22 protein-coding genes are annotated in these 18,995 nt (G+C 71.4%); 14 read left to right on the top strand and 8 right to left on the bottom strand.

All coding sequences use genetic code 11. The features are described 5' to 3' along the window. Positions 1 to 280 precede the first annotated feature (280 nt). A complete protein-coding gene (locus ABIE45_RS21775) occupies positions 281 to 814 on the top strand; it encodes an IS5 family transposase (protein WP_373622527.1) in 534 nt (177 codons plus the stop codon). A gap of 202 nt (positions 815 to 1,016) precedes the next feature. On the opposite strand, the gene ABIE45_RS21770 is transcribed toward ABIE45_RS21775, so the two are convergent. Further along, positions 1,017 to 2,090, bottom strand: a complete 1,074-nt coding sequence (locus tag ABIE45_RS21770) for a site-specific integrase (RefSeq protein ID WP_192708366.1) — start codon at positions 2,088 to 2,090, stop codon at positions 1,017 to 1,019. A gap of 74 nt (positions 2,091 to 2,164) precedes the next feature. Here ABIE45_RS21770 and dusA point away from each other — a divergent pair, with 74 nt between their 5' ends. Continuing rightward, positions 2,165 to 3,232 carry a tRNA dihydrouridine(20/20a) synthase DusA gene (dusA, locus tag ABIE45_RS21765; protein ID WP_373622526.1) on the top strand — a complete coding sequence of 356 codons (1,068 nt, stop codon included), beginning with the start codon at positions 2,165 to 2,167 and terminating at the stop codon, positions 3,230 to 3,232. 7 nt (positions 3,233 to 3,239) lie between these two features. Here the strand turns inward: dusA and ABIE45_RS21760 are convergent, their stop codons facing one another. The 3 genes from ABIE45_RS21760 to cobS are packed head-to-tail and all read right to left on the bottom strand — an operon-like array spanning position 3,240 to position 5,018. After that, complete coding sequence (locus tag ABIE45_RS21760; protein WP_192708368.1) at positions 3,240 to 3,932, bottom strand: TIGR02281 family clan AA aspartic protease; 693 nt, start codon at positions 3,930 to 3,932, stop codon at positions 3,240 to 3,242. After that, complete coding sequence (locus ABIE45_RS21755) at positions 3,929 to 4,141, bottom strand: DUF1289 domain-containing protein (RefSeq protein WP_192708369.1); 213 nt, start codon at positions 4,139 to 4,141, stop codon at positions 3,929 to 3,931. Before ABIE45_RS21755 ends, ABIE45_RS21760 begins: the two co-directional genes overlap by 4 nt. A gap of 52 nt (positions 4,142 to 4,193) precedes the next feature. Continuing rightward, the gene (gene cobS / locus ABIE45_RS21750; protein WP_192708370.1) at positions 4,194 to 5,018 is read right to left on the bottom strand and encodes an adenosylcobinamide-GDP ribazoletransferase; all 825 of its coding nucleotides are present in this window, start codon (positions 5,016 to 5,018) and stop codon (positions 4,194 to 4,196) included. A gap of 118 nt (positions 5,019 to 5,136) precedes the next feature. On the opposite strand from cobS, the gene cobT reads away from it, so the two are divergent. The 3 genes from cobT to queC all read left to right on the top strand — a co-directional run bounded on the left by cobT (position 5,137) and on the right by queC (position 7,480). After that, entirely contained in the window at positions 5,137 to 6,219 is a 1,083-nt protein-coding gene (gene cobT, locus ABIE45_RS21745; RefSeq protein WP_373622525.1) for a nicotinate-nucleotide--dimethylbenzimidazole phosphoribosyltransferase, read from the top strand. A 195-nt stretch (positions 6,220 to 6,414) separates the two neighbouring features. After that, positions 6,415 to 6,771, top strand: a complete 357-nt coding sequence (gene queD / locus ABIE45_RS21740; RefSeq protein ID WP_192708371.1) for a 6-carboxytetrahydropterin synthase QueD — start codon at positions 6,415 to 6,417, stop codon at positions 6,769 to 6,771. Beyond that, positions 6,761 to 7,480, top strand: a complete 720-nt coding sequence (gene queC / locus ABIE45_RS21735) for a 7-cyano-7-deazaguanine synthase QueC (RefSeq protein WP_192708372.1) — start codon at positions 6,761 to 6,763, stop codon at positions 7,478 to 7,480. Before queD ends, queC begins: the two co-directional genes overlap by 11 nt. Here the strand turns inward: queC and ABIE45_RS21730 are convergent. Further along, the gene (locus tag ABIE45_RS21730; protein ID WP_192708373.1) at positions 7,467 to 8,033 is read right to left on the bottom strand and encodes a TetR/AcrR family transcriptional regulator; all 567 of its coding nucleotides are present in this window, start codon (positions 8,031 to 8,033) and stop codon (positions 7,467 to 7,469) included. The genes queC and ABIE45_RS21730 overlap by 14 nt on opposite strands. A 126-nt stretch (positions 8,034 to 8,159) precedes the next feature. Here ABIE45_RS21730 and ABIE45_RS21725 point away from each other — a divergent pair, with 126 nt between their 5' ends. The 6 genes from ABIE45_RS21725 (at position 8,160) to ABIE45_RS21700 (ending at position 13,639) form a co-directional block, all read left to right on the top strand. Next, the gene (locus ABIE45_RS21725) at positions 8,160 to 9,131 is read left to right on the top strand and encodes a quinoprotein relay system zinc metallohydrolase 2 (RefSeq protein WP_192708374.1); all 972 of its coding nucleotides are present in this window, start codon (positions 8,160 to 8,162) and stop codon (positions 9,129 to 9,131) included. A 42-nt stretch (positions 9,132 to 9,173) separates the two neighbouring features. After that, positions 9,174 to 10,013 carry a quinoprotein dehydrogenase-associated SoxYZ-like carrier gene (locus ABIE45_RS21720; RefSeq protein WP_192708375.1) on the top strand — a complete coding sequence of 280 codons (840 nt, stop codon included), beginning with the start codon at positions 9,174 to 9,176 and terminating at the stop codon, positions 10,011 to 10,013. A 2-nt stretch (positions 10,014 to 10,015) separates the two neighbouring features. Next, positions 10,016 to 10,612 (top strand): rhodanese-like domain-containing protein, encoded by a 597-nt coding sequence (locus ABIE45_RS21715; RefSeq protein ID WP_192708376.1) that lies wholly within the window; start codon positions 10,016 to 10,018, stop codon positions 10,610 to 10,612. Positions 10,613 to 10,723: 111 nt separating this feature from the next. Beyond that, positions 10,724 to 11,542: a 3-methyl-2-oxobutanoate hydroxymethyltransferase gene (gene panB, locus ABIE45_RS21710; RefSeq protein ID WP_192708377.1), complete on the top strand. Its 819-nt coding sequence runs from the start codon at positions 10,724 to 10,726 to the stop codon at positions 11,540 to 11,542. A gap of 142 nt (positions 11,543 to 11,684) precedes the next feature. Next, positions 11,685 to 11,930 (top strand): DUF333 domain-containing protein, encoded by a 246-nt coding sequence (locus ABIE45_RS21705; RefSeq protein WP_373622524.1) that lies wholly within the window; start codon positions 11,685 to 11,687, stop codon positions 11,928 to 11,930. A 152-nt stretch (positions 11,931 to 12,082) separates the two neighbouring features. Next, positions 12,083 to 13,639: a serine hydrolase gene (locus tag ABIE45_RS21700; protein WP_192708378.1), complete on the top strand. Its 1,557-nt coding sequence runs from the start codon at positions 12,083 to 12,085 to the stop codon at positions 13,637 to 13,639. A 9-nt stretch (positions 13,640 to 13,648) separates the two neighbouring features. Here the strand turns inward: ABIE45_RS21700 and ABIE45_RS21695 are convergent, their stop codons facing one another. Next, complete coding sequence (locus ABIE45_RS21695; protein WP_192708379.1) at positions 13,649 to 14,644, bottom strand: hypothetical protein; 996 nt, start codon at positions 14,642 to 14,644, stop codon at positions 13,649 to 13,651. 222 nt (positions 14,645 to 14,866) lie between these two features. Here ABIE45_RS21695 and thiE point away from each other — a divergent pair, with 222 nt between their 5' ends. The 3 genes from thiE to ABIE45_RS21680 all read left to right on the top strand — a co-directional run bounded on the left by thiE (position 14,867) and on the right by ABIE45_RS21680 (position 17,139). Next, positions 14,867 to 15,577 carry a thiamine phosphate synthase gene (thiE, locus tag ABIE45_RS21690; RefSeq protein WP_192708380.1) on the top strand — a complete coding sequence of 237 codons (711 nt, stop codon included), beginning with the start codon at positions 14,867 to 14,869 and terminating at the stop codon, positions 15,575 to 15,577. After that, positions 15,574 to 16,389: a bifunctional hydroxymethylpyrimidine kinase/phosphomethylpyrimidine kinase gene (gene thiD, locus ABIE45_RS21685; protein ID WP_192708381.1), complete on the top strand. Its 816-nt coding sequence runs from the start codon at positions 15,574 to 15,576 to the stop codon at positions 16,387 to 16,389. The genes thiE and thiD overlap by 4 nt, the downstream gene beginning before the upstream one ends. 123 nt (positions 16,390 to 16,512) lie before the next feature. Next, positions 16,513 to 17,139 carry a helix-turn-helix domain-containing protein gene (locus ABIE45_RS21680; protein WP_192708382.1) on the top strand — a complete coding sequence of 209 codons (627 nt, stop codon included), beginning with the start codon at positions 16,513 to 16,515 and terminating at the stop codon, positions 17,137 to 17,139. Between the two features lie 7 nt (positions 17,140 to 17,146). On the opposite strand, the gene ABIE45_RS21675 is transcribed toward ABIE45_RS21680, so the two are convergent. Beyond that, entirely contained in the window at positions 17,147 to 17,728 is a 582-nt protein-coding gene (locus ABIE45_RS21675; RefSeq protein WP_192708383.1) for an ABC-type transport auxiliary lipoprotein family protein, read from the bottom strand. A 121-nt stretch (positions 17,729 to 17,849) separates the two neighbouring features. Further along, positions 17,850 to 18,932, bottom strand: a complete 1,083-nt coding sequence (locus ABIE45_RS21670; RefSeq protein WP_192708384.1) for an MlaD family protein — start codon at positions 18,930 to 18,932, stop codon at positions 17,850 to 17,852. Positions 18,933 to 18,995: the final 63 nt, after the last annotated feature.

Here is an 18,995-nt window from a genome sequence, read left to right as displayed (position 1 = left end):
AACCATTTGGCAGAGCATGCGTTTTGTCCGTCCTATCCGAGGAGGGACGATGCTGAGCGATGCACAATAAGCCGTTTTGGAGCCGCGGCTTGAGGCTTGTCGACCGAAGGCGAAGACGCCACCCCAAGACCTGCGGCGCCCGCTCTCGGCCACCTTGTGGCGGCATTAGAACGGTGCCAAGTGGCGCGCCATCCCGCAAGACCTGGGGCCGTGGTGGCGGGCCGCGCAGATCGTCATCCGCTGGTCGCGTGGCGGTGTATGAGAGCGTCTACTTGCTCTCGTGCAGGAGCGCGGCGTTCAGCTGGGCAAGGTGTTCCTCGACGGCACCAACATGCGCGCACCAGAAGGCGGCAGGTGGCGCCAAAAGGGGGGATCTGCAGCCGATCGAGACGCTCGTGGAGCTGTTGGCCGATCACGTGGCGGCTATGGGACGAAAGCTTGCATGATCGCTGACGGCGCCGGCCACGCGATCGCGTTTCGGATTGCACCGGGACAGGCCCATGAACTGCCTCATGCGCTGCCCCTACTCGATCACCTACCGGGCGTTCCGGGATGGGTCGTGGCGGATCGGGGCTACTCCAGCCACCGCTTCCGGCAGCACGTCCGAAACGCCGGGGCAAAACCCGCCATCCCGTCCAAGTGCAACGAGGCTCCCGCGCGCTGTCCCGTCTGGATCTACACCAACCGCAACATCGTCGAGCGGCTCTGGGCACGGCTAAAGGAATGGCGAGCCGTTGCTACGCGCTACGAGAAGACCGCCGCCAGCTTCAGCGGCGTCCTCTGCCTCGCCGCTGCAATAGACCACCTCAGGTGACAGCAGACCCTAAAGGGCACGGCCGATCTGCTTTTCGACGCGATGGGCAAGCCCCGCGAGCCCAGTCTCAAGCTACGCGCCGAACGGCGGCCTGAACGGCCGAAATGGGCGCAGCACTGCCTTAGTAGCGGCGGGCATGCGTCCGCTTTCGGGATGCGCACGGCTGCGCCTGAATGACTGCGATAAGTCGAACCCGGTCGCCCTAGGACTTCGTCACCACCGCAAGCCACGGCCATTTCGCGAATCGGTCCCCGGTCTGGCGAATATGCGTGTAGCGCTGCAGGCTCTGCCAGGAGCGGTGCCCGCTCACCGAGGCGGCGAGCGGCACCGTTCGACCCATCTCGAACAGGCGGGTCACGCCGCAATGCCGGAGATCGTGGAAGTGGAGATCCACGATCCCCAGGAATGCGCAGGCCCGGGTAAAGGCCGCCGAGATCGCGTCGGTGGAGTAGGGGAAGATCCGCGCCGCGGCGCGCGGCATGGCCGCGATGATCGCCAGCGCCTCCGGCGGCAGCTCGCACCACACGTCGTTGCCGACCTTGTCGCCCGGGTTCTTCATGTCGCGCACCAGCACGCGGCTGTGGGGCGTATCGAGATCGGCCCAGGTGATGCGGACGATCTCCTCCTGGCGACGCGTCGAGTACAGCGCGAAGGCAATGATCTGCTGCATCGGCAGCGACGAGGGCCGGCGCGTCCGCACCGCGCCAAAATGCATCATCAGCCGGTCGAGCTCGTCGAGGGTTGGCAGCCGTTCGCGGCGCTTCGACTTGCCGACCAGGCCCATGCGCCGGGCGACGAACGCGGCATCCTTCAGCGCCTCCGGATCGAGCGACCAGCCCCAGCCACGCCGGGCGCTCGTCATAACGGCGGACAGATGGGACAGGTAATTGCCGACCGTCGACGGATCGCGCCCCTTGCCGAGCTCGGTGATGAAGGCGGTGATCTCGGCGCGCGTCACCGCCGAGCAGGGCAGGGCGGCCAGCGGGTAGCCCTTGATGGCCTGCAGCACCTGGGCCTTGGTCCGGCCGATGCTCTTGCGTGATTCGGCGATATAGCGGTCGATCGCCGCAGCGAGCGTCGGATCCTCGGTCTTCGCCTGTTCGAGGGCGCCAGGGGCGTCGAGTTCCGTCTCCCGCTTCTTGATCCAGGCAGCGGCCGCCGCGCGCCGGTCGAAGGTTCGGGTCTCGCGATGGACCCGGCCGTCCCTTTTGACGACGATCTGGGCGTGATACCCCGTCGTCCCGTTCTTCCGCGCGCGCTCGACGATGGTCCCCATCGCGCCCCCCGCGGTGGTACAGCACGGGGTCAAACGGGTACAGCAAAGCTGTACTTCGATCAATCCGAGGCCCGATGAGACACGTCGAGGCCCGACGAGGTACAGCACGGAAGCGACGGCAAGTGATTGGCGGATCGGAAGAACCCAGAAATCCCAATGGATGGCGCTTTTCCGTCGCGCCGATGATGGACTGGACGGACCGCCATTGCCGGGCGTTCCACCGGACCCTGTCGGCGCGGGCGCGGCTCTATACCGAGATGGTGACCACCGGCGCGGTGCTGCACGGCCCGCGCGAGCGCCTGCTCGGCTTCTCGGAGCTCGAACACCCGGTGGCGGTCCAGCTCGGCGGGTCGGACCCGGCGGAGCTGGCCCAGGCCGCGCGGATCGCCGCGGAGTTCGGCTACGACGAGGTCAACCTCAATGTCGGCTGCCCGTCGGATCGGGTGCAGGAGGGCCGCTTCGGCGCCTGCCTGATGCGCGAGCCGGCCCTGGTCGGCGACTGCGTGGCGGCCATGAAGGCGGCGGTCGCTGTGCCGGTGACGGTGAAGTGCCGGATCGGCGTCGACGATCAGGACCCCGAGGCGGCGCTCGACAGCCTGGCGGATGCTGTGGTGGCGGCCGGCGTCGACGGGCTGATCGTCCACGCCCGCAAGGCCTGGCTTCAGGGTCTCTCGCCCAAGGAGAACCGGGACGTGCCGCCCCTCGATTACGGCCGGGCGGCGCGGCTGAAGCGGCGGCTCGCCGGACTTCCGGTCTCGGTCAACGGCGGCCTGCGCGACCTCGCGGCGGTGCGATCGCAGCTCGACGCGGTCGATGGCGTCATGGTCGGCCGGGCCGCCTATACCGAGCCGGCGCTGCTGCTCGACGTCGATCCCGCGCTGTTCGGCGTCCCCGCGCCGGCCTCCGACGCCTTCGCGGCGGTGGCGGCGTTCGAGCCGTATGTCGCTTCGGTCCTGGCCCGGGGCGAGCGCCTGCACGCGGTCACCCGCCACATGCTCGGGCTGTTCAACGGCCGCCCCGGGGCCCGGGCGTACCGGCGCCACCTCTCGACCTGCGGGATGCGGCCGGAGGCCGACCTCGCGACCCTGCGCGACGCGGTGGCGCTGGTCGCCCGCGCGGCCCCGGAGGCGCGGGCCGCCTGAACGGGGCTCAGGGCCGCCGGAGGATCAGCCGGTCGCCCCGGACCTCGTAGCCCGAGAGCCGTGACAGGAAGCTCTGGCCCAGAAGGTTCGCCGAGAGTGCGCCGGGCTTGGCCACCATGGCGTTCACCCGCCGCTCGGTGATCGTGCCGACCGTGAGCGCATCGAGCTGGATCGGCGCCGCGTAGGTGATGCCGTTGGCGGTGGAGACGCGGGCGGTGAATTCGGACGGCGCCGGCGTCAGGCCGAGGACGGCGGCGTTCTCGGCGGTCAGCACCACGCTGCTCGCGCCCGTGTCGAACAGGAACGGCTGGACCCGGCCGTTGACCTCGGCCTCCACCCGGAAGTCGCCGTCCGCCCGCCGGGTGATGGTGACGGCGCCGTTCGCCCCGGAGGTCGCAGTCCCGGGCCGAAGCTCGCCGACCACCCGCGACGTGATCCCCTGGATCCGGTCGCGGTAGCTGTAGCCGATGACCAGGGCGAGGCCGATCAGCGCCCAGGCCAGGAGCGCCCGTAGGTTCGCGCCGAGCCGGGCGGTGAATTGCCGCCAGAACCCGGCCACCACGAGGATCAGGATCATGCCCGTCCAGGCGAAGCTGGCGAGCTGGTCGGGCTCGATCACGCCGCCGACGCTGTCGCTGCCGTCGCTGAGGACCAGGGCGACGAGGACGAGCGCGATCGCGGCCAGCCCGAGATAGATCATGACGGCAGCGGCTCCTCCAGGGGCATGAGGCCGGCAGCGCGCATCCGGGCGTCGAGCCCGGCCATGATGGTCCGGCGCTGCGCCTCCGACAGCGAGCCCCAGGCGCCGATCTCGTCGCGGGTCCGCCCGCAGCCGCAGCACAGCCCGGTCGCGGCGTCGAGCACGCAGACCTTGGTGCAGGGCGAGGAGGGCTTCTGGGCGGGCAACATCGGGAAACCTTGGCCGGGGGATCGTGGCCGGGTCATGACCGCGGGGGGACGGTCACGCCGCCACCGCCGCGACCAGGGCCACCAGGGCGGCGATCTCCGAGACCTGCTGGCAGGCGCCGATCACGTCTCCGGTCTGGCCGCCGATCCGCGCGCGCGCGAGCCTGACCAGGGCCAGCGCCGCGAGGCCCGCGCACAGGATCATCAGCGCCACGCCGCCGAACGGCAGGCCGAGCGGCACCGCGAGGATCGCCAGCACCGCGCCGAGGACGAGGGCGGTGGCCAGGCTCGTCCGGTCCGGACGCCCCACCGAGGCCGAGAGCCCGCCCGGGCGGGCCGGCGGCAGCAGCACCATCGGGGCGAGGGCGGCGACCCGCGACAGGGCCGCGGCCAGGATCAGGCCGGTGGCGGCGGCGTAGCCGGTCCGGTCGAGGAGCGTCGCCAAGGCGCCGATCCGCAGGGCCAGCGCCAGGACCAGGGCCGCGCCGCCGTAGGCGCCGATCCGGCTGTCGCGCATGATCTCCAGGCGGCGCTCCCGGGTCGTGCCGCCGCCGAAGCCGTCCGCGACGTCGGCGAGCCCGTCCTCGTGGAGCGCGCCGGTCGCCACCACCAGGACCGCGATGGCGAGCGTCGCGGCCAGGAACGGCCCGAGCCCGATCCGCCAGCCCGCCGCCATGACCAGGGCGGCCGGCAGCGCGAGGATCAGGCCGGCCAGCGGCAGCATCCGGGGCAGGGTGGTGAAATCGGGGTTCCGGTGCGGGTCCGGCTCGCCGGGCAGTTGCGGCACCGGCAGGCGGGAGTAGAAGCGCAGGCACCCGGCGAGGTCGTAGAGGGCGCCGCGCCCGGGCCAGTCGGCCTCCCCGCCGGTCTGCCTGTCCATCGCGGTCTCTCGCTTCCGCCCGCCATCGCGCCCCGGTGGAGCGAGCCGGTCCAGTATAGTCGCCCCGATCCGGCTTCGTCTCCCCGTCGAGGGGCGCCCACAGGAAATCATCGCCGCCATGTCCGACCCGGTGACCGACCCGATGACCGCTCCCGAACCCGGCCCGTTCGACGACATCCGCAACCTGCTGAAGGCCATGCCCGGCCCGGACCAGGACGCGCAGGCCGCCGTCGCGGCCCGGGACGCGACCTTGACCAAGCCCGCGGGCTCGCTCGGGCGCCTGGAGAGCCTCGTGTCCTGGCTGGCAGCCTGGCAGGGCAAGGCGCCGCCGAGCTTCGACCGGCCGCTGGTCTGCGTCTTCGCCGGCAGCCACGGGGTCACGCGCCGCGGGGTCTCGGCCTTCCCGGACGCGGTCAACCGGCAGATGCTCGACAATTTCGCGGCCGGGGGCGGGGCGATCAACCAGATCTGCGCGGCCTACGGGCTCGGCTTCAAGGTGTTCGACCTCGCCCTCGACATGCCCACCGGCGACATCACGGAAGCGCCCGCCCTCGACGAGCGCGCCACGGTCGCCACCATGGCATTCGGCATGGAGGCGGTGGCCGCCGGCACCGACTGCCTCGGCATCGGCGAGATGGGCATCGGCAACACCACCGTGGCGGCCGCCCTCTACGCCGCCCTGTTCGGCGGCGACCCCGCCCACTGGGTCGGGCGCGGCACCGGCGTGGACCGGGACGGGCTCGGCCGGAAGGTCGCCGCCGTGGAGGCGGCGCTCGCCCACCATGCCGGGCATCTCGACGACCCGCTCCAGGTGCTGGCGCGCCTCGGCGGCCGGGAGATCGCCGCGATGGCGGGGGCGATCCTGGCGGCCCGGCTGCAGCGCATCCCGGTGGTGATCGACGGCTACGTGGCGACCGCCGCGGCCGCCGTGCTGCACGCCGCCGACCCGAGCGCCCTCGACCATTGCCTGGCCGGCCACGTCTCGGCGGAGGGGGTCCACGCGGAGGTGCTGGAGCGGCTGGGCCTCGTGCCGCTGCTGGCGCTCGGCATGCGCCTCGGCGAGGCCTCGGGCGCCGGCATGGCGATGGGCCTGCTCAAGGGCGCGCTCGCCTGCCACACCGGCATGGCGACCTTCGCGCAGGCCGGGGTTTCCGAGAAGGCATCCGGGTCGGCGGGCACAGGGACCGATTTGGTGCTATGAGGGGCCCGACCCGATAACGGATCCGACGATCCCGCATCCTCCCACCAGATCACCTCATCCTGAGGTGGCGCGGCGCAGCGAAGCCCTCGATGGAGGGCTCCAGCAAGCGACGCGCGCCCTGGAGGGCTCCTTCGAGGCCCGCTCGCGCGGGCACATCAGGATGAGGGTGCGGGTGGGATCGCTGCGACGAAGCCGATGAGAATCACCCAAGCCTTCACCTTCGAGGCGGCCCACCGGCTGCCGAACGTGCCCGAGACCCACCGCTGCCATCGGATGCACGGGCATTCCTACCGGGTCGAGTTGACCGTCGCCGGGCCCGTCGATCCCCAGACCGGCTGGGTGATCGACTTCTACGACATCGAGTCGATCTTCGGCCCGCTGCTGGCGCGGCTCGACCACCATTGCCTCAACGAGATCGAGGGCCTGGAGAACCCGACCGCCGAGAACATCGCGGCCTGGATCTGGCATCGGTTGCGGCCGGACCTTCCGGGGCTGGCCCGCGTGCGGGTGGCCGAGACCCCGATGTCCTGGGCGGAGTACGATGGCGAATGACCCTGTCGGCCCCGGGGACCGCGCCGCGCTGGTGCTGTTCTCCGGCGGCCAGGATTCGGCCACCTGCCTGGCCTGGGCGCTCGACCGGTTCGACCGGGTCGAGACCCTGGGGTTCGATTACGGCCAGCGCCACCGGGTCGAGCTCGACCGGCGCGCCGCCCTGCGGGAGGGGCTGACCCGGATCGTCCCCGCCTGGGCAAGCCGGCTCGGCGAGGACCATACGCTCGCCCTCGACGCTCTCGGGCAGGTGTCCGAGACGGCACTGACCCGGGACGCTGCGATCGGCTACGAGGCGTCCGGCCTGCCCAACACCTTCGTGCCCGGCCGCAACATCGTGTTCCTGACCTTCGCGGCGGCGCTCGCCTACCGGCGGGGTCTCCGCCACGTGGTCGGCGGCATGTGCGAGACCGACTATTCCGGCTATCCCGATTGCCGCGATGACACGATCAAGGCGCTGCAGGTCGCGCTCAACCTCGGCATGGAGCGCCGCTTCGTGCTGCACACGCCGCTGATGTGGCTCGACAAGGCGCAGACCTGGGAGCTCGCCGAGTCCCTCGGCGGCCGGCCGCTGGTCGACCTGATCGTCGAGGAGAGCCACACCTGCTACCTCGGCGAGCGCGGGCAGCGCCATCCCTGGGGCTACGGCTGCGGCACCTGCCCGGCCTGCCGGCTGCGGGCGGACGGCTACGCGCGCTTCACCGCGGCCTGAGGCCCTCGACCAGCACGGCCAGCGTCCCCTCGAAGGAGGCGGGGCTCGCGAACAGGCGCTCCATCAGCAGCGCGCCCTCCAGGGTGGCGACGACGTAGCGGGCGAGCACCGCGGCCTCCGCGCCGTCGCGGACAGTCCCGTCGGCCTGGCCCTCGCGCAGGATCGCCTCCAGCCAGGCGAGATGTCCCTCGAAGAACGCCGCGATGTCCCGGCGCAGGCGCTCGGGCAGGGCCTCGCCCTCGATGGCCAGCGCCGCGCAGAGACAGCCGAGCCCCTGCTCGACGCCGCCGAGATACAGCTTCCCGTAGGCCGCGACCCGGCCCGGCCCGTCCGCCACCGTGGCACGGATCGTGTCGAGGGCGGCAGCGTAGCGGGCCGCGTAGGCCGCGACCAGGGCGGCCCCGAGATCGACCTTGGTGGGGAAATGATGGTGGATGCTGGCCTTGCGGATCCCCACCGCCTCGGAGAGGTCGGCGTAGCTGAAACCGGCAAAGCCGCGCCCCCGGACCAGGGTCTCGGCCTGAATCAGCAATTCGGCGCGGGTATCCCTCATCGCGGCCCTCGTCCCTCCGGCTCACACGAACGTGCGCCCCGCCGGCTCCTCACCGACTGTCTGACACTTGACGACGCAAAAATCTACCTACTTAATGGTAGACAACAAGAACAGGGAGGTTCCGGCATGACGGCGTCCGCCGTCCATCCAAGGGAGACGTCTGGCGCGGGGCGCACCCTGTCGCGGCGGCATGCCCTGTTCGCCGGCCTGTGCCTGTGCTGCTTTCCGGCCCTCGGCCGGGCCGCGGACGCGTTCACGATGGAGGAGGTCGGCCCCGGCCTGTTCGTGCGCAAGGGCCTGATCGCCGACGCCACGCCCGACAACGCCGATGCGATCGCCAATATCGGCTTCCTCATCGGCCGGGACGGCGTGCTGGTCACGGAATCGGGCGGCAGCCTCGCCGACGGCCAGTGGCTGCGCGCCGAGATCGTCAAGCGCACGCAGAAGCCGATCACCCACGTGGTCCTGACCCATGTCCACCCGGATCACGTCTTCGGGGCGGGGGCGTTCGCACAGGACAAGCCGGTCTTCATCGGTCACGCCAAGCTCGCCGAGGCGCTCTCCGCGCGGGGCGAGTTCTACCGCAAGCGCCTGATCGACCTCCTGGGCGAGGACCGGACCGGACCGGTTGTCTACCCGACGATGACGGTCGCCGACACGGCCGAGATCGACCTCGGCGACCGCCGGCTGACCTTCACGGCCCATGGGCCGGCACACACCACCTCGGACCTGTCGATGCTGGATTCCGGCAGCGGCCTGCTCTTCCCCGCCGACCTGCTGTTCGTGAATCGGATCCCGTCGCTCGACGGCAGCCTCAGGGGCTGGCTGAAGGAAGCCGAGCGGCTGAAGGGCCTGGGCGCCACCCGCGCCGTGCCGGGCCACGGTCCAGTGACGGTCGATCTCGGCCCGGCGCTCGCCGATCTCACCGGTTACCTGACCGACCTGCGCGACGGCACCCGCGCGGCGATCGCCAAGGACGTTCCGATCGAGAAGGCGGTCATGACCGTTTCGGCGGACCAGAAGGACAAGTGGGCCCTGTTCGACACCTATAATGGCCGCAACGTCACCGTGGCCTACCAGGAACTCGAGTGGGAATAGGCTTTTAAGATCCCCATATCCGACATCATCGGGAGGCATGCCATGACGCTCAGGACCGGAAAAACGCTCTCCAGCCTCGCCCTCGGTGTCGTCCTCGCGACGACCGCCCTGTCGGGACCGCTGGCCCTCTCGGCCCGGGCCGCCGGCGCCTCCGACACCGATCAGGAGCGGGCGGCCCGCTGGCAGGAGATCGCCAAGTCGATCTTCGGCGACCGCCAGATCGCCCCGACCGACAGCCTCGTGAAGATCGAGGCCCCCGCTCGCGCGCTCGACGCCGCCCTGGTGCCGATCACCCTGACCATGCCTCAGGCCGGGCAGATCAAGGCGGTCTCGCTGATCATCGACGACAACCCGGCGCCCTACGCCGCCAAGTTCGAGTTCGGCCCCGCCGCGGATCCGGCGGAGCTGAAGCTGCGCGTGCGGGTCAACAACTACACGGACATGCACGCGGTGGTGGAGACGCAGGATGGCAAGCTCTACGAGGCCAAGCAGTTCGTGAAGGCGTCCGGCGGCTGCTCGGCCCCGATGGGCATGAGCGACGAGGAGGCCATGAAGGGCATGGGCGACATGCGCATGAAGTTCGCCGACACCCAGCCCGGCAAGCCCGTCGAGGCGACGCTGATGGTCCGCCACCCGAATTTCTCTGGCATGCAGATGAACCAGGTCACCCGCGAGTACACGCCGGCGCGCTACATCGACAAGCTCACCGTCTCGGCCGGCGACCAGAAGGTGTTCACCATGACGGGCGACATCTCGATCGCCTCGAATCCGGTGATCAACTTCGCGTTCAAGCCGGACGGCAAGCCGATCCAGGTGGCGGCCTCCGACAACCAGGGCGGCCACTGGCAGCACAGCTTCAACCCGCCCGGCGCGACGAACTGAGCATGCGTCGCCTCGTCCTGACAGGCCGGATTGCGGCGGCCTGCACCGCGCTCCTCTGCCTCGCTGCCGCACCGGCCGATTCCCCGGTGAATGTGCCCGAGCCGGACGGGCTCTACGCGGGCCCGCCGAAGGGCTACACGCCGCCGACCCTCAAGGGCGCGCAGGTGGTCGACGCCGACGCGCTGGCCGCCCTGATGGCGGGGCCGGACAAGCCGGTGCTGATCGACGTCGCGGCGCCGGATCGCAAGCCGTCGAACTTCCCCGAAGGCCGCCTCTGGCTGCCGGTGCACCCCTCGATCCCCGGCGCCGTCTGGATGCCGGAGGCCGGGGCCGAGCCCCTGGCGCTGGCACGCGAGGCACAGTTCTACGCCCGGGTCGCGGAGCTGACCGGCGGCGACACGGCCAAGCCCGTGGTGGTGTTCTGCCACGTGGAGTGCTGGGGCAGCTGGAACGCCGCCAAGCGCCTCGTGCTGAAGGGCTATACCGGGGTGCGCTGGTTCCCCGAGGGCGTCGAGGGCTGGCAGGAGAAGCACGAGACCGCCAACCTGCGCGTCGATCCGGCCTGGAAGGCGGAAACCGAGCCGCAGGCGGGGCGCTGACCGGACGCCTCCGGCGTTGTAAGAGGGGGGCCGCGTGAGGCTCCCCGAGCGCGGCCCGTCCCTCCGCGATCAGGCAACGGCTCCGTGCCGATGCCAGAAGAGGTCTGAACCATGTCGCAGGTCGTGCAGTCCCGCCGGCTCCGGGCGATCGATATCGGCAAGCGCAAGGCCGAGGGGCGCAAGATCACCGCGCTCACCGCCTACCACGCGCACACGGCCGGCATCGTCGACGCCTATTGCGACTTCATCCTGGTAGGCGATTCCCTCGGCATGGTCATGCACGGGATGGAATCGACCATCCCCGTGACCCTGGAGATGATGATCCTCCAGGCCCAGGCGGTGATCCGCGGCACGTCGAAGGCGCTGGTCGTGGTCGACATGCCGTTCGGCTCCTACGAGGCGAGCCGCGAGCAGGCCTTCCTCAACGCCTCCCGGGTGCTGAAGGAGACCGGTGCCGGCGCGATCAAGATGGAGGGCGGCGCCCATTTCGCCGAGACCGTTGCGTTCCTGGTCCAGCGCGGCGTGCCGGTGATGGGCCATATCGGCCTCACCCCGCAGGCGGTGAACACGATGGGCGGCTTCAAGGTGCAGGGCCGGGCGCCCGACGACGAGCGCCGCCTCATGGAGGATGCCAGGGCGATCTCCGAGGCCGGCGCCTTCGCGATCGTGCTGGAGGGGATCGTCGAGCCGGTGGCGCGGGCGATCGCCACCTCGCCCCGGGTCACGGCCGCCACGATCGGCATCGGCGCCTCGGCGGTCTGCGACGGACAGATCCTCGTTCTGGAGGACATGCTCGGCCTGTCCGAGCGCACGCCGAAATTCGTCCGCCAGTTCGGGAGCCTGCGGAGCCACATTGAGGAGGCCGTGAAAGCCTACGCCGAGGAGGTCCGGGCCGGGCGGTTCCCGGCCGACGACCACACCTACGGATAGGGCAGGGGCCAGCAAGCCGACGCGGCCGAGCGGCCCTCGGCTCGGCCGCCAGGTGCCCGCGGATTCCTGAACGGGCCGCGCCGGCCCGGTTCAGCCAGAGCGGTGTATCCGTCTGCCGGTCGTGCCATCGGGAGTGTGCGCCGTGAGGCTTGTCATCGCGTTCGCGGTCTGCGCCGCCCTCGCCGGACCGGGACGGGCCTTCGCACTCGGGAACCCGGCCTCGGCCTTCTGCGCGACCATGGACGGTCAATCCATCCTCGCGAAGCTGCCCGACGGCAGCACGATTGGGCTGTGCTCCCTTCCGGGCCGGAAGATCGTCGAGGAATGGACGCTGTACCGGATGCTCCACGGCGTGAAGCCGACACCCGACGCCAATCCGTTCCGATAACCCGGCCGGTGCGGTTCTCGGACAGTCTTCGTCCGCCTCTCATCGGCCCGGCACCCAAATTCGAGGCGCGACCCATGCCGGCGTGATTGATTTCGCCGGCCAGACGATGCCACTCTCGTCATCCGAGCACTCTCAGGCGGGATCGACGACTCATGCAGCGGGCTCGATCGCGCCGACGCCTCGTCCGCGCGTGCCTCGCCCTCGGCCTGATCGCGACCGGGCCCGGAGCCGGATCCGCCGGGACGATCACGCGGGCGCAGGTCGAGGCGCAGCTGCCGGCGCTTGAGGCGATGGCGCAGCGGACCATTGACGCGGGCGCAGTGCCGGGCCTCGCGGTCGCGGTCGTCCTCGGCGACGAGACGCTCCTCCTGAAGGGGTTCGGCCTCAGGCAGGCCGGGAAGCGCGAGCCGGTCGACCCCGACACGGTCTTCCAGATCGCCTCCCTGTCCAAGCCCGTGACCGCGACGATCGTGGCGGCCCTGGTGGGCGACGAGGTGGTCGACTGGGATTCGCGCGTCGCGGATCTCGATCCCGCCTTCCAGCTGCACGAGCCCTATCCCACCGCGCAGGTCACGGTGCGCGACCTCCTCGCCCATCGCAGCGGGCTGCCGGGGACCGCCGGGGACGATCTGGAGGCGATCGGGTTCGGCCAAGACGCGATCCTGCACCGGCTCCGCCTCGTGCCGCCCGCCTCCAGCTTCCGCGCCGGCTACGCCTACAGCAATTTCGGCTTCACCGAGGGCGCGGTCGCCGCCGCGAGGCCGACCGGCCAGCTCTGGGAGGCCATCGCCCGGGACCGGCTGTTCCGGCCCCTCGGAATGGCCGCCACCGGCACGACCCACGCGGAGTTCCTGAGCCGGACCAACCGCGCGGCGCTCCATGTCCGGGCGGACGGTGTCTGGACCGCCAAGGTCGAACGGAACCCCGATGCCCAGGCCCCGGCCGGCGGCGTCAGCGGCCCTGTCCGCGACCTCGCGCGGTGGCTGCGGCTCGTAATCGGCAACGGCCGCTTCGAGGGCGCGCAACGCGTCGCGGTTTCTGCCCTGGCGCAGACGCACGTCCCGCTCATGGCCCGCGGCCGCAATCCCGTGACCGGCGCCGCGTCCTTCTACGGCCTCGGCTGGAACGTCGAGTATGGCCGCCACGGCCTTGTCTGGGGCCACGCGGGCGCCTTCAGCGTCGGGGCACAGACGCTTGTCTCGATCCATCCGGAGGCCGGGCTCGGGATCCTCGTCCTGACCAACGCCTTCCCGTCCGGCGTGCCGGAGGGGCTCGCCGACAGCTTCGCCGACCTCGTCTTCGACGGCCGCGTCGGTCAGGACTGGGTGAAGGCCTGGGGCGCAGCCTACGAGAACCTGTTCGCGCCGGGCATCGCCGCCGACAAGGCGGCCTACGGGACGCCGCCGGCGCCGCCCTCCGCGCCCCTGGCGCCGTCGGCCTACGCGGGGCGCTACGCCAACGCCTATGTCGGCGAGGCCGTGGTGGCGGAGACGGACGGCACCCTGACGTTGACGGTCGGCCCCGAGGGCACCCGCCGCTATCCTCTCCGGCACTTCGACCGCGATCTCTTCCTGAGCTTCCCGGACGCGGAGGCGTCCGACCGCCCGTCCGCCATCCGCTTCGCCATCGGAAGCGACGGCCGGGCCGGCGCCCTGACGGTGGACTCGCTCAACGCGAGCGGGCTCGGCACCCTCGCGCGACGGGACTGAGCCCGGCCGTCACCCGACCCGCCGCGACGGCAGCCGCAGGCCCGGCGCCGGGCGCTCCAGCAGCACCTCCCGGCGGAAGCGGACCAGCCGCGCCGGCCGGCCGGCGGCGCCGCTGGTGACGCTCTCGGTTTCCTCGACCAGCCCCTGCTGCGCCACGAGCCGGCGGAAATTCTGCTTGTGCAGCTGCGTCCCCGACAGGGCCTCCACGGTCTTCTGCAACTGCAGCAGGGTGAATTCCGGCGGCATCAGCTCGAACACCACCGGGCGGTACTTGATCTTGCCGCGCAGGCGCCCGATCGCGGTGGCCAGCACCCGGCGGTGGTCGAAGGCCATGGGCACGCCGGTCGGATCGTTCGGCAGGGCTGGGCCGGGATTGCCCCGCGCCTCCGGGATCAGCCCGGCCTCGAACAGCAGCTCGTAGCGCTCCAGCACCCGCTCCTCGTTCCAGGTGCCGCCATTCATGCCGAAGGTCAGGCCGAGCCGGTCGAGGCGGCGGGTCCGGGTGGCGCAATCCTCGGGCTCGGCCGCCCAGGCGGCGAGCCGCGCCTCGATAGCGTCGAGCTGGCGCGGACGGCCCTGCCGGAAATCCTCGTAGGGCAGGTACCGGTACCAGTTCTGCCACGCCGCCTCGGCGAGGCCGGCCGGCCGCTCCTCGCGGACGAGGGCCAGATAGGCCACCGACAGGGAGTGCACCTCCGACATGTCGGCGGTCCCGGAGCGGTCGCGGTCGCCGAAGGTGTAGAGCTGCTCGACGTAGCCGAGGCGCTGATGCGTCTGCCGCTCCACCCAGGCGCGCAGGCCGCGCTCCAGGGTGGCGTGCTCGGGAACGAGGGGGCCGGCCGGCAGGCCGTCGCCGCGACCCGACGCCTGATCGGGCACCCGGATCGTCAGGGCGCGCGGTTCCCCCTTGGTCGCGGCGACGATCACCGCGACGAGGCCTACGGAGGAGCGCTCCGGCGGGGCCTGCGCCCCGCGCGCACCCGTCTGCGCCGCGGCAACATCCATCGTCCCTCGACCGCCTCTCCCCCGGATGCGCCGCGCTCGGCGGCGGATCACACCTATAGGGGTACAGGATCGCGCCACGTCAACGCCACCGTATGACGGTGCCGCGCCGGGGCGCTGACCGAGTCCGCTTGCCAAGGCGACGGGGCCTGCCCAAACAGGGGCGCCCGAGAGGGCCGGCACGGGGCCGGCGCAGGGCGGGTCCGGTAAGGGCGAGCGACGACGATGCCAGCGAGCACGAATGCGCCAGCGGGCGGGAGCCGCCCGGTCGACCTGCGCCTGTACGGGCTGCTCGACGTCGGGGTGTGCGGCACGGACGGGGCGCGGCTGGCGCAGCTCGGCGCCGAAGCGGTGGCGGGGGGCTGCACCCTGCTGCAGTACCGCGAGAAGGACATCCCGGATGCCCGCGCCGCCCTGGCGCGGATCCGGGCGATCCAGGAAGCGGTGGGCGGCCGGGTGCCGGTGCTCGTCAACGACCGGATCGACCTCGCCCTGGCGGCCGGCGCGGATGGCGTGCACCTGGGCCAGAGCGATCTTCACCCGGCCGATGCGCGCCGCCTCCTCGGGGAGGGCGCGATCATCGGCCTCACCGTGAAGAAGGCGGCGCAAGCCGACGAGCTGTACCGGCTGCCCGTTGACTACGCCTGCATCGGCGGCGTGTTCGCCACCACCAGCAAGGACAATCCCGACCCGCCGGTCGGCCTGGAGGGCTTTTCCAGCATCGCCTTCCGGGCCCGGCTCGCCCGGGGCGCGGGCCTGCCGCTCGGTGCCATCGCGGGGATCGGCCTGGAGAACGCCGCCGACGTGATCGCCGCGGGCGCGGACGGTGTGGCGGTGATCACCGCGCTGTTCGGTGCGGAGCCGGTCCGGCAGCACGCCCGGGCGCTGCGCGCCCGGATCGACGCCGCCCTGTCCGACCGGGCCCAGGCACGATGAGCGGACCTGCCCCGATCGCCGTCACCGTCGCGGGCTCGGATTCCGGCGGCGGCGCCGGAATCCAGGCGGATCTCAAGACCTTCTCGGCGCTCGGGGTCTACGGCGCCAGCGTCGTCACGGCCCTGACCGCGCAGAACACCCTCGGCGTCCAGGGCATCCACAACGTGCCGGCGGAGTTCGTGACCCGGCAGATCGACAGCGTGTTCTCCGATCTCGCCGTGAAGGCCGTGAAGATCGGCATGCTGTCCAGGATTGCGGTGATCGCCGCGGTCGCCGACGGCCTCGCCCGTCACGCCGGGACGATCCCGGTGGTGCTCGACCCCGTGATGGTGGCCACCAGCGGCGACCGGCTGATCGCCGACGAGGCCGTGGCGGTGCTCCGCGACCGGCTGCTGACGCGGGCCGACCTGATCACCCCCAACCTGCCGGAGGCGGCGGTGCTGCTCGGCGAGTCGGTGGCCGAGGATGCGGCGACCGCGGTGGCCCAGGGCCGGCGCCTCGTGGCCCTCGGCGCCCGGGCGGTTCTGATCAAGGGCGGCCACGGGCACGGCCGCGAGAGCATCGACCACCTGGTCACGGCCGACGGGACCCTGCGCACCCTGGCGGCGCCGCGGATCGCGACAGCGAACACCCACGGCACCGGCTGCACCCTCTCGGCCGCAGTCGCGGCCGGGCTCGCCCAGGGCCTGACGCTGCCGGCGGCAGTGGCGGCGGCCAAGGACTACCTCACGGCCGCCCTCGCCGCGGCGGACCGGCTGGCGATCGGGGCGGGACACGGGCCGGTCCACCACTTCCACAATCTCTGGCCGTAGGTCGACCGAGACCAAGGCTTTCCGCCCGTCGCGGCCATATCCGCCTTGCAACCGCGCGATGATTGCGTTTGAAGAAGCGTACGATCGTTCGGATAACGGAACGGTGCAGACGGACCGGTGACGATGCAGGACCAAGCGGAACGGCCCGAACGGGGGCGCGGGCGCGACCTGCTGACCGGGGCGCAGGCGCTCTCAGGGCAGCTCGGCAAGACCATCCAGCGGCTGCGGAAGGCCTACAATCTCTCGCTCTCGGAACTCGCCGAGCAGTCGGGCGTGGCCAAGTCGATCATCAGCCAGATCGAGCGCAACGAGACCAACCCGACGCTGGCGACGATCTGGCGCCTGTCCCAGGCCCTCGACGTGTCCATCGAGCGGGTTCTGGCGGCCGGCGACGAGGAACCGTTCATCGAGAAGACCTCGCGGGCGGACACGCCGATCCTGGTCTCCGAGGACGGCAAAGTGCGGCTGGCGATCATCGGCTGGCTCAAGACGATCGAGTGGCTGCAATGGTACGAGGTCACGGCCGATCCCGGCGGCGTCCTCGACTCGGACCCGCACCAGCGCGGGTCGGTGGAGTCGCTGTCGGTCTCTGAGGGGGCGTTCGAGGTCGAGATCGGCGGCGTCGTGCAGCGCGCGCGGACCGGCGAGACCCTGCGCTACCGCTGCGACCGGCCCCACCTCGTGCGCTGCACCGAGGGGCCGGCCCGCGCCACCATGGTGGTGATCATGAAGGCCGCCGTGATGGAGTGAGGCGCCCTCAGCGCCCCGTATTCACCCAGCGCACCACGTCGGCCAGCACGGTCACCAGCGCCTGATCGAGGGCGCGGGCGCCGCTGCCGGCATCGATCTTGGCCACCGGCACCCGGGCCGTGAAGATCCGCGCAGCCGTCACCTTGCCGGTGCCGTCGGCCACGAGCTTGAACGACAGGTCGACCACCGCCTCGCCGGTCCCGGCCTGGACGTCGAAGGCGCGGATCTCGCTGATCAGCTGATAATCGGCCACGACCTTGTCGCCCGGCCGGCTCACCGAGCGCAGCCGCCCGGAATTCTCCAGGCTCTGGATGATCCGCGTCTGGATCAGGCGCGGCAGCCGGTCGGCCCACTGGCCGCCACCCAGGAAGGAGAGCGCGCCGCCGTTCTCGCGCACGATGATCCGGTCGGCCTCGAAAGGCTGGATCCCCACGGGTTCAGAGACCGCAATCGAGCGGCCCGCCATGACGGGCCGCCCCGTCGGCGGCAGCGCCTCGAGGTCGAAGGTGAGGGGCACCGCGCCGCCGCCGCAGCCGCCAAGAAGGGCGGCGAGCAGCGCAGCGGCGGCAATGTGGGACGAGCGGACCATACACATAACCTGAGAAGCCCCACCGGCGTGCGGCGGAGCTGTATAAGCTGTGCGGTTAAAACTAATCCGCTTTGGCATCTGTGCCGTGCGCCCGGACACATCCGTCCGGATCCGCACGTTTTCAGCGGCCGCCGTTGTATTCCGGCAACGATGGCTTGCCGCCGAAGATCACCTGGCTCGGGTCGCGCTCCAGGCTGCGCACCGTGCGGTTGAGGGTGCTCAGCGTCCGCTGGCCGTCGCCCGAGAGGGCCTCGACCTCCCGACGGCCGGTGCCGCTCAGGCGGCCGAAATTCGTCGAGATGCTGGCAGTGCGCTTGTCCAGGTTCTCCGACATGGTCCGGAACGCCTTGCCGGCGTCGCGCACCGAGATCGCGGCGGCGCGGATCTCCGAGAAGGTGCTGGAGCCCTCCTGACCGGAGGCGGAACCCAGGAAGCCCTGCGCGCCGTTGAGCACCGCGTCGATCTTATCGGCCGAGGCGTTGAGCTTGGCAGCGAGCGATCGGGCATCGTGCAGGCCCGCCTCGATATCGGGGCTCGCCTTGGACAGAGCCGCCGAGAAGCGGTCGGCGTTGTCGATCACATGGCCGAGCTTCACCCCGTCCACCGCCTTGACCAGCGCCGAGATGTTCGGGCCGGCATCGGCCAGAGTCTTCGAGAAGGTCTCGACGTTGGTGAGCGAGCGGTTGATCGCGCCCTCATTGGCGGAGACGAGCCGGTCGAGGCGGGCCAGCATGTCGTCGGCCCGCTGCGCGACCTGGCGAGCCAGCGCCATCATGTCCTGCATGTCGGAGGAATCGGCGAAGATCGTCGGCGGCTCGCCGTTGGCCATCGGCGTCAGCACCGGCGCGTCGGCGTTGCCGCCGGAGAGCGAGATGACCGAGACGCCGGTCAGCATCGCCGAGTCCAGGCGGGCGCGGGTGTCGGCCCGAAGCGGGGTCGCGGGCTCGACCTTGATCTGGGCGAGCACCCGGCGCGGGTCCTGCGGCGCGAGGCGGATGTCGGTGACCTCGCCGACCTTGATGCCATTGAAGTTCACGCTCGAGCCGCGGGACAGGCCGCCGACCGAGCCCGAGAAGACGATGCGGACGGTCTGGCTGACCTGCCGCGACGAGCCGCCGGAGAGCCACAGCACGGTGCCGAAGCCCGCCAGGATGACGGCGATCGTGAAGGCCCCGATCAGGGCGTAGTTCGCGCGGGTTTCCATGCGGTCAGCCTGCGGTTCTGCCCGGCGGACGGGGTCCGGCCGGGCCTCTGGCCCCGGCTCCCG

The organism is Methylobacterium sp. OAE515 (assembly GCF_041806315.1).
GTDB lineage: Bacteria > Pseudomonadota > Alphaproteobacteria > Rhizobiales > Beijerinckiaceae > Methylobacterium > Methylobacterium tardum.
This window is presented reverse-complemented; position numbering and strand designations above follow the sequence as displayed.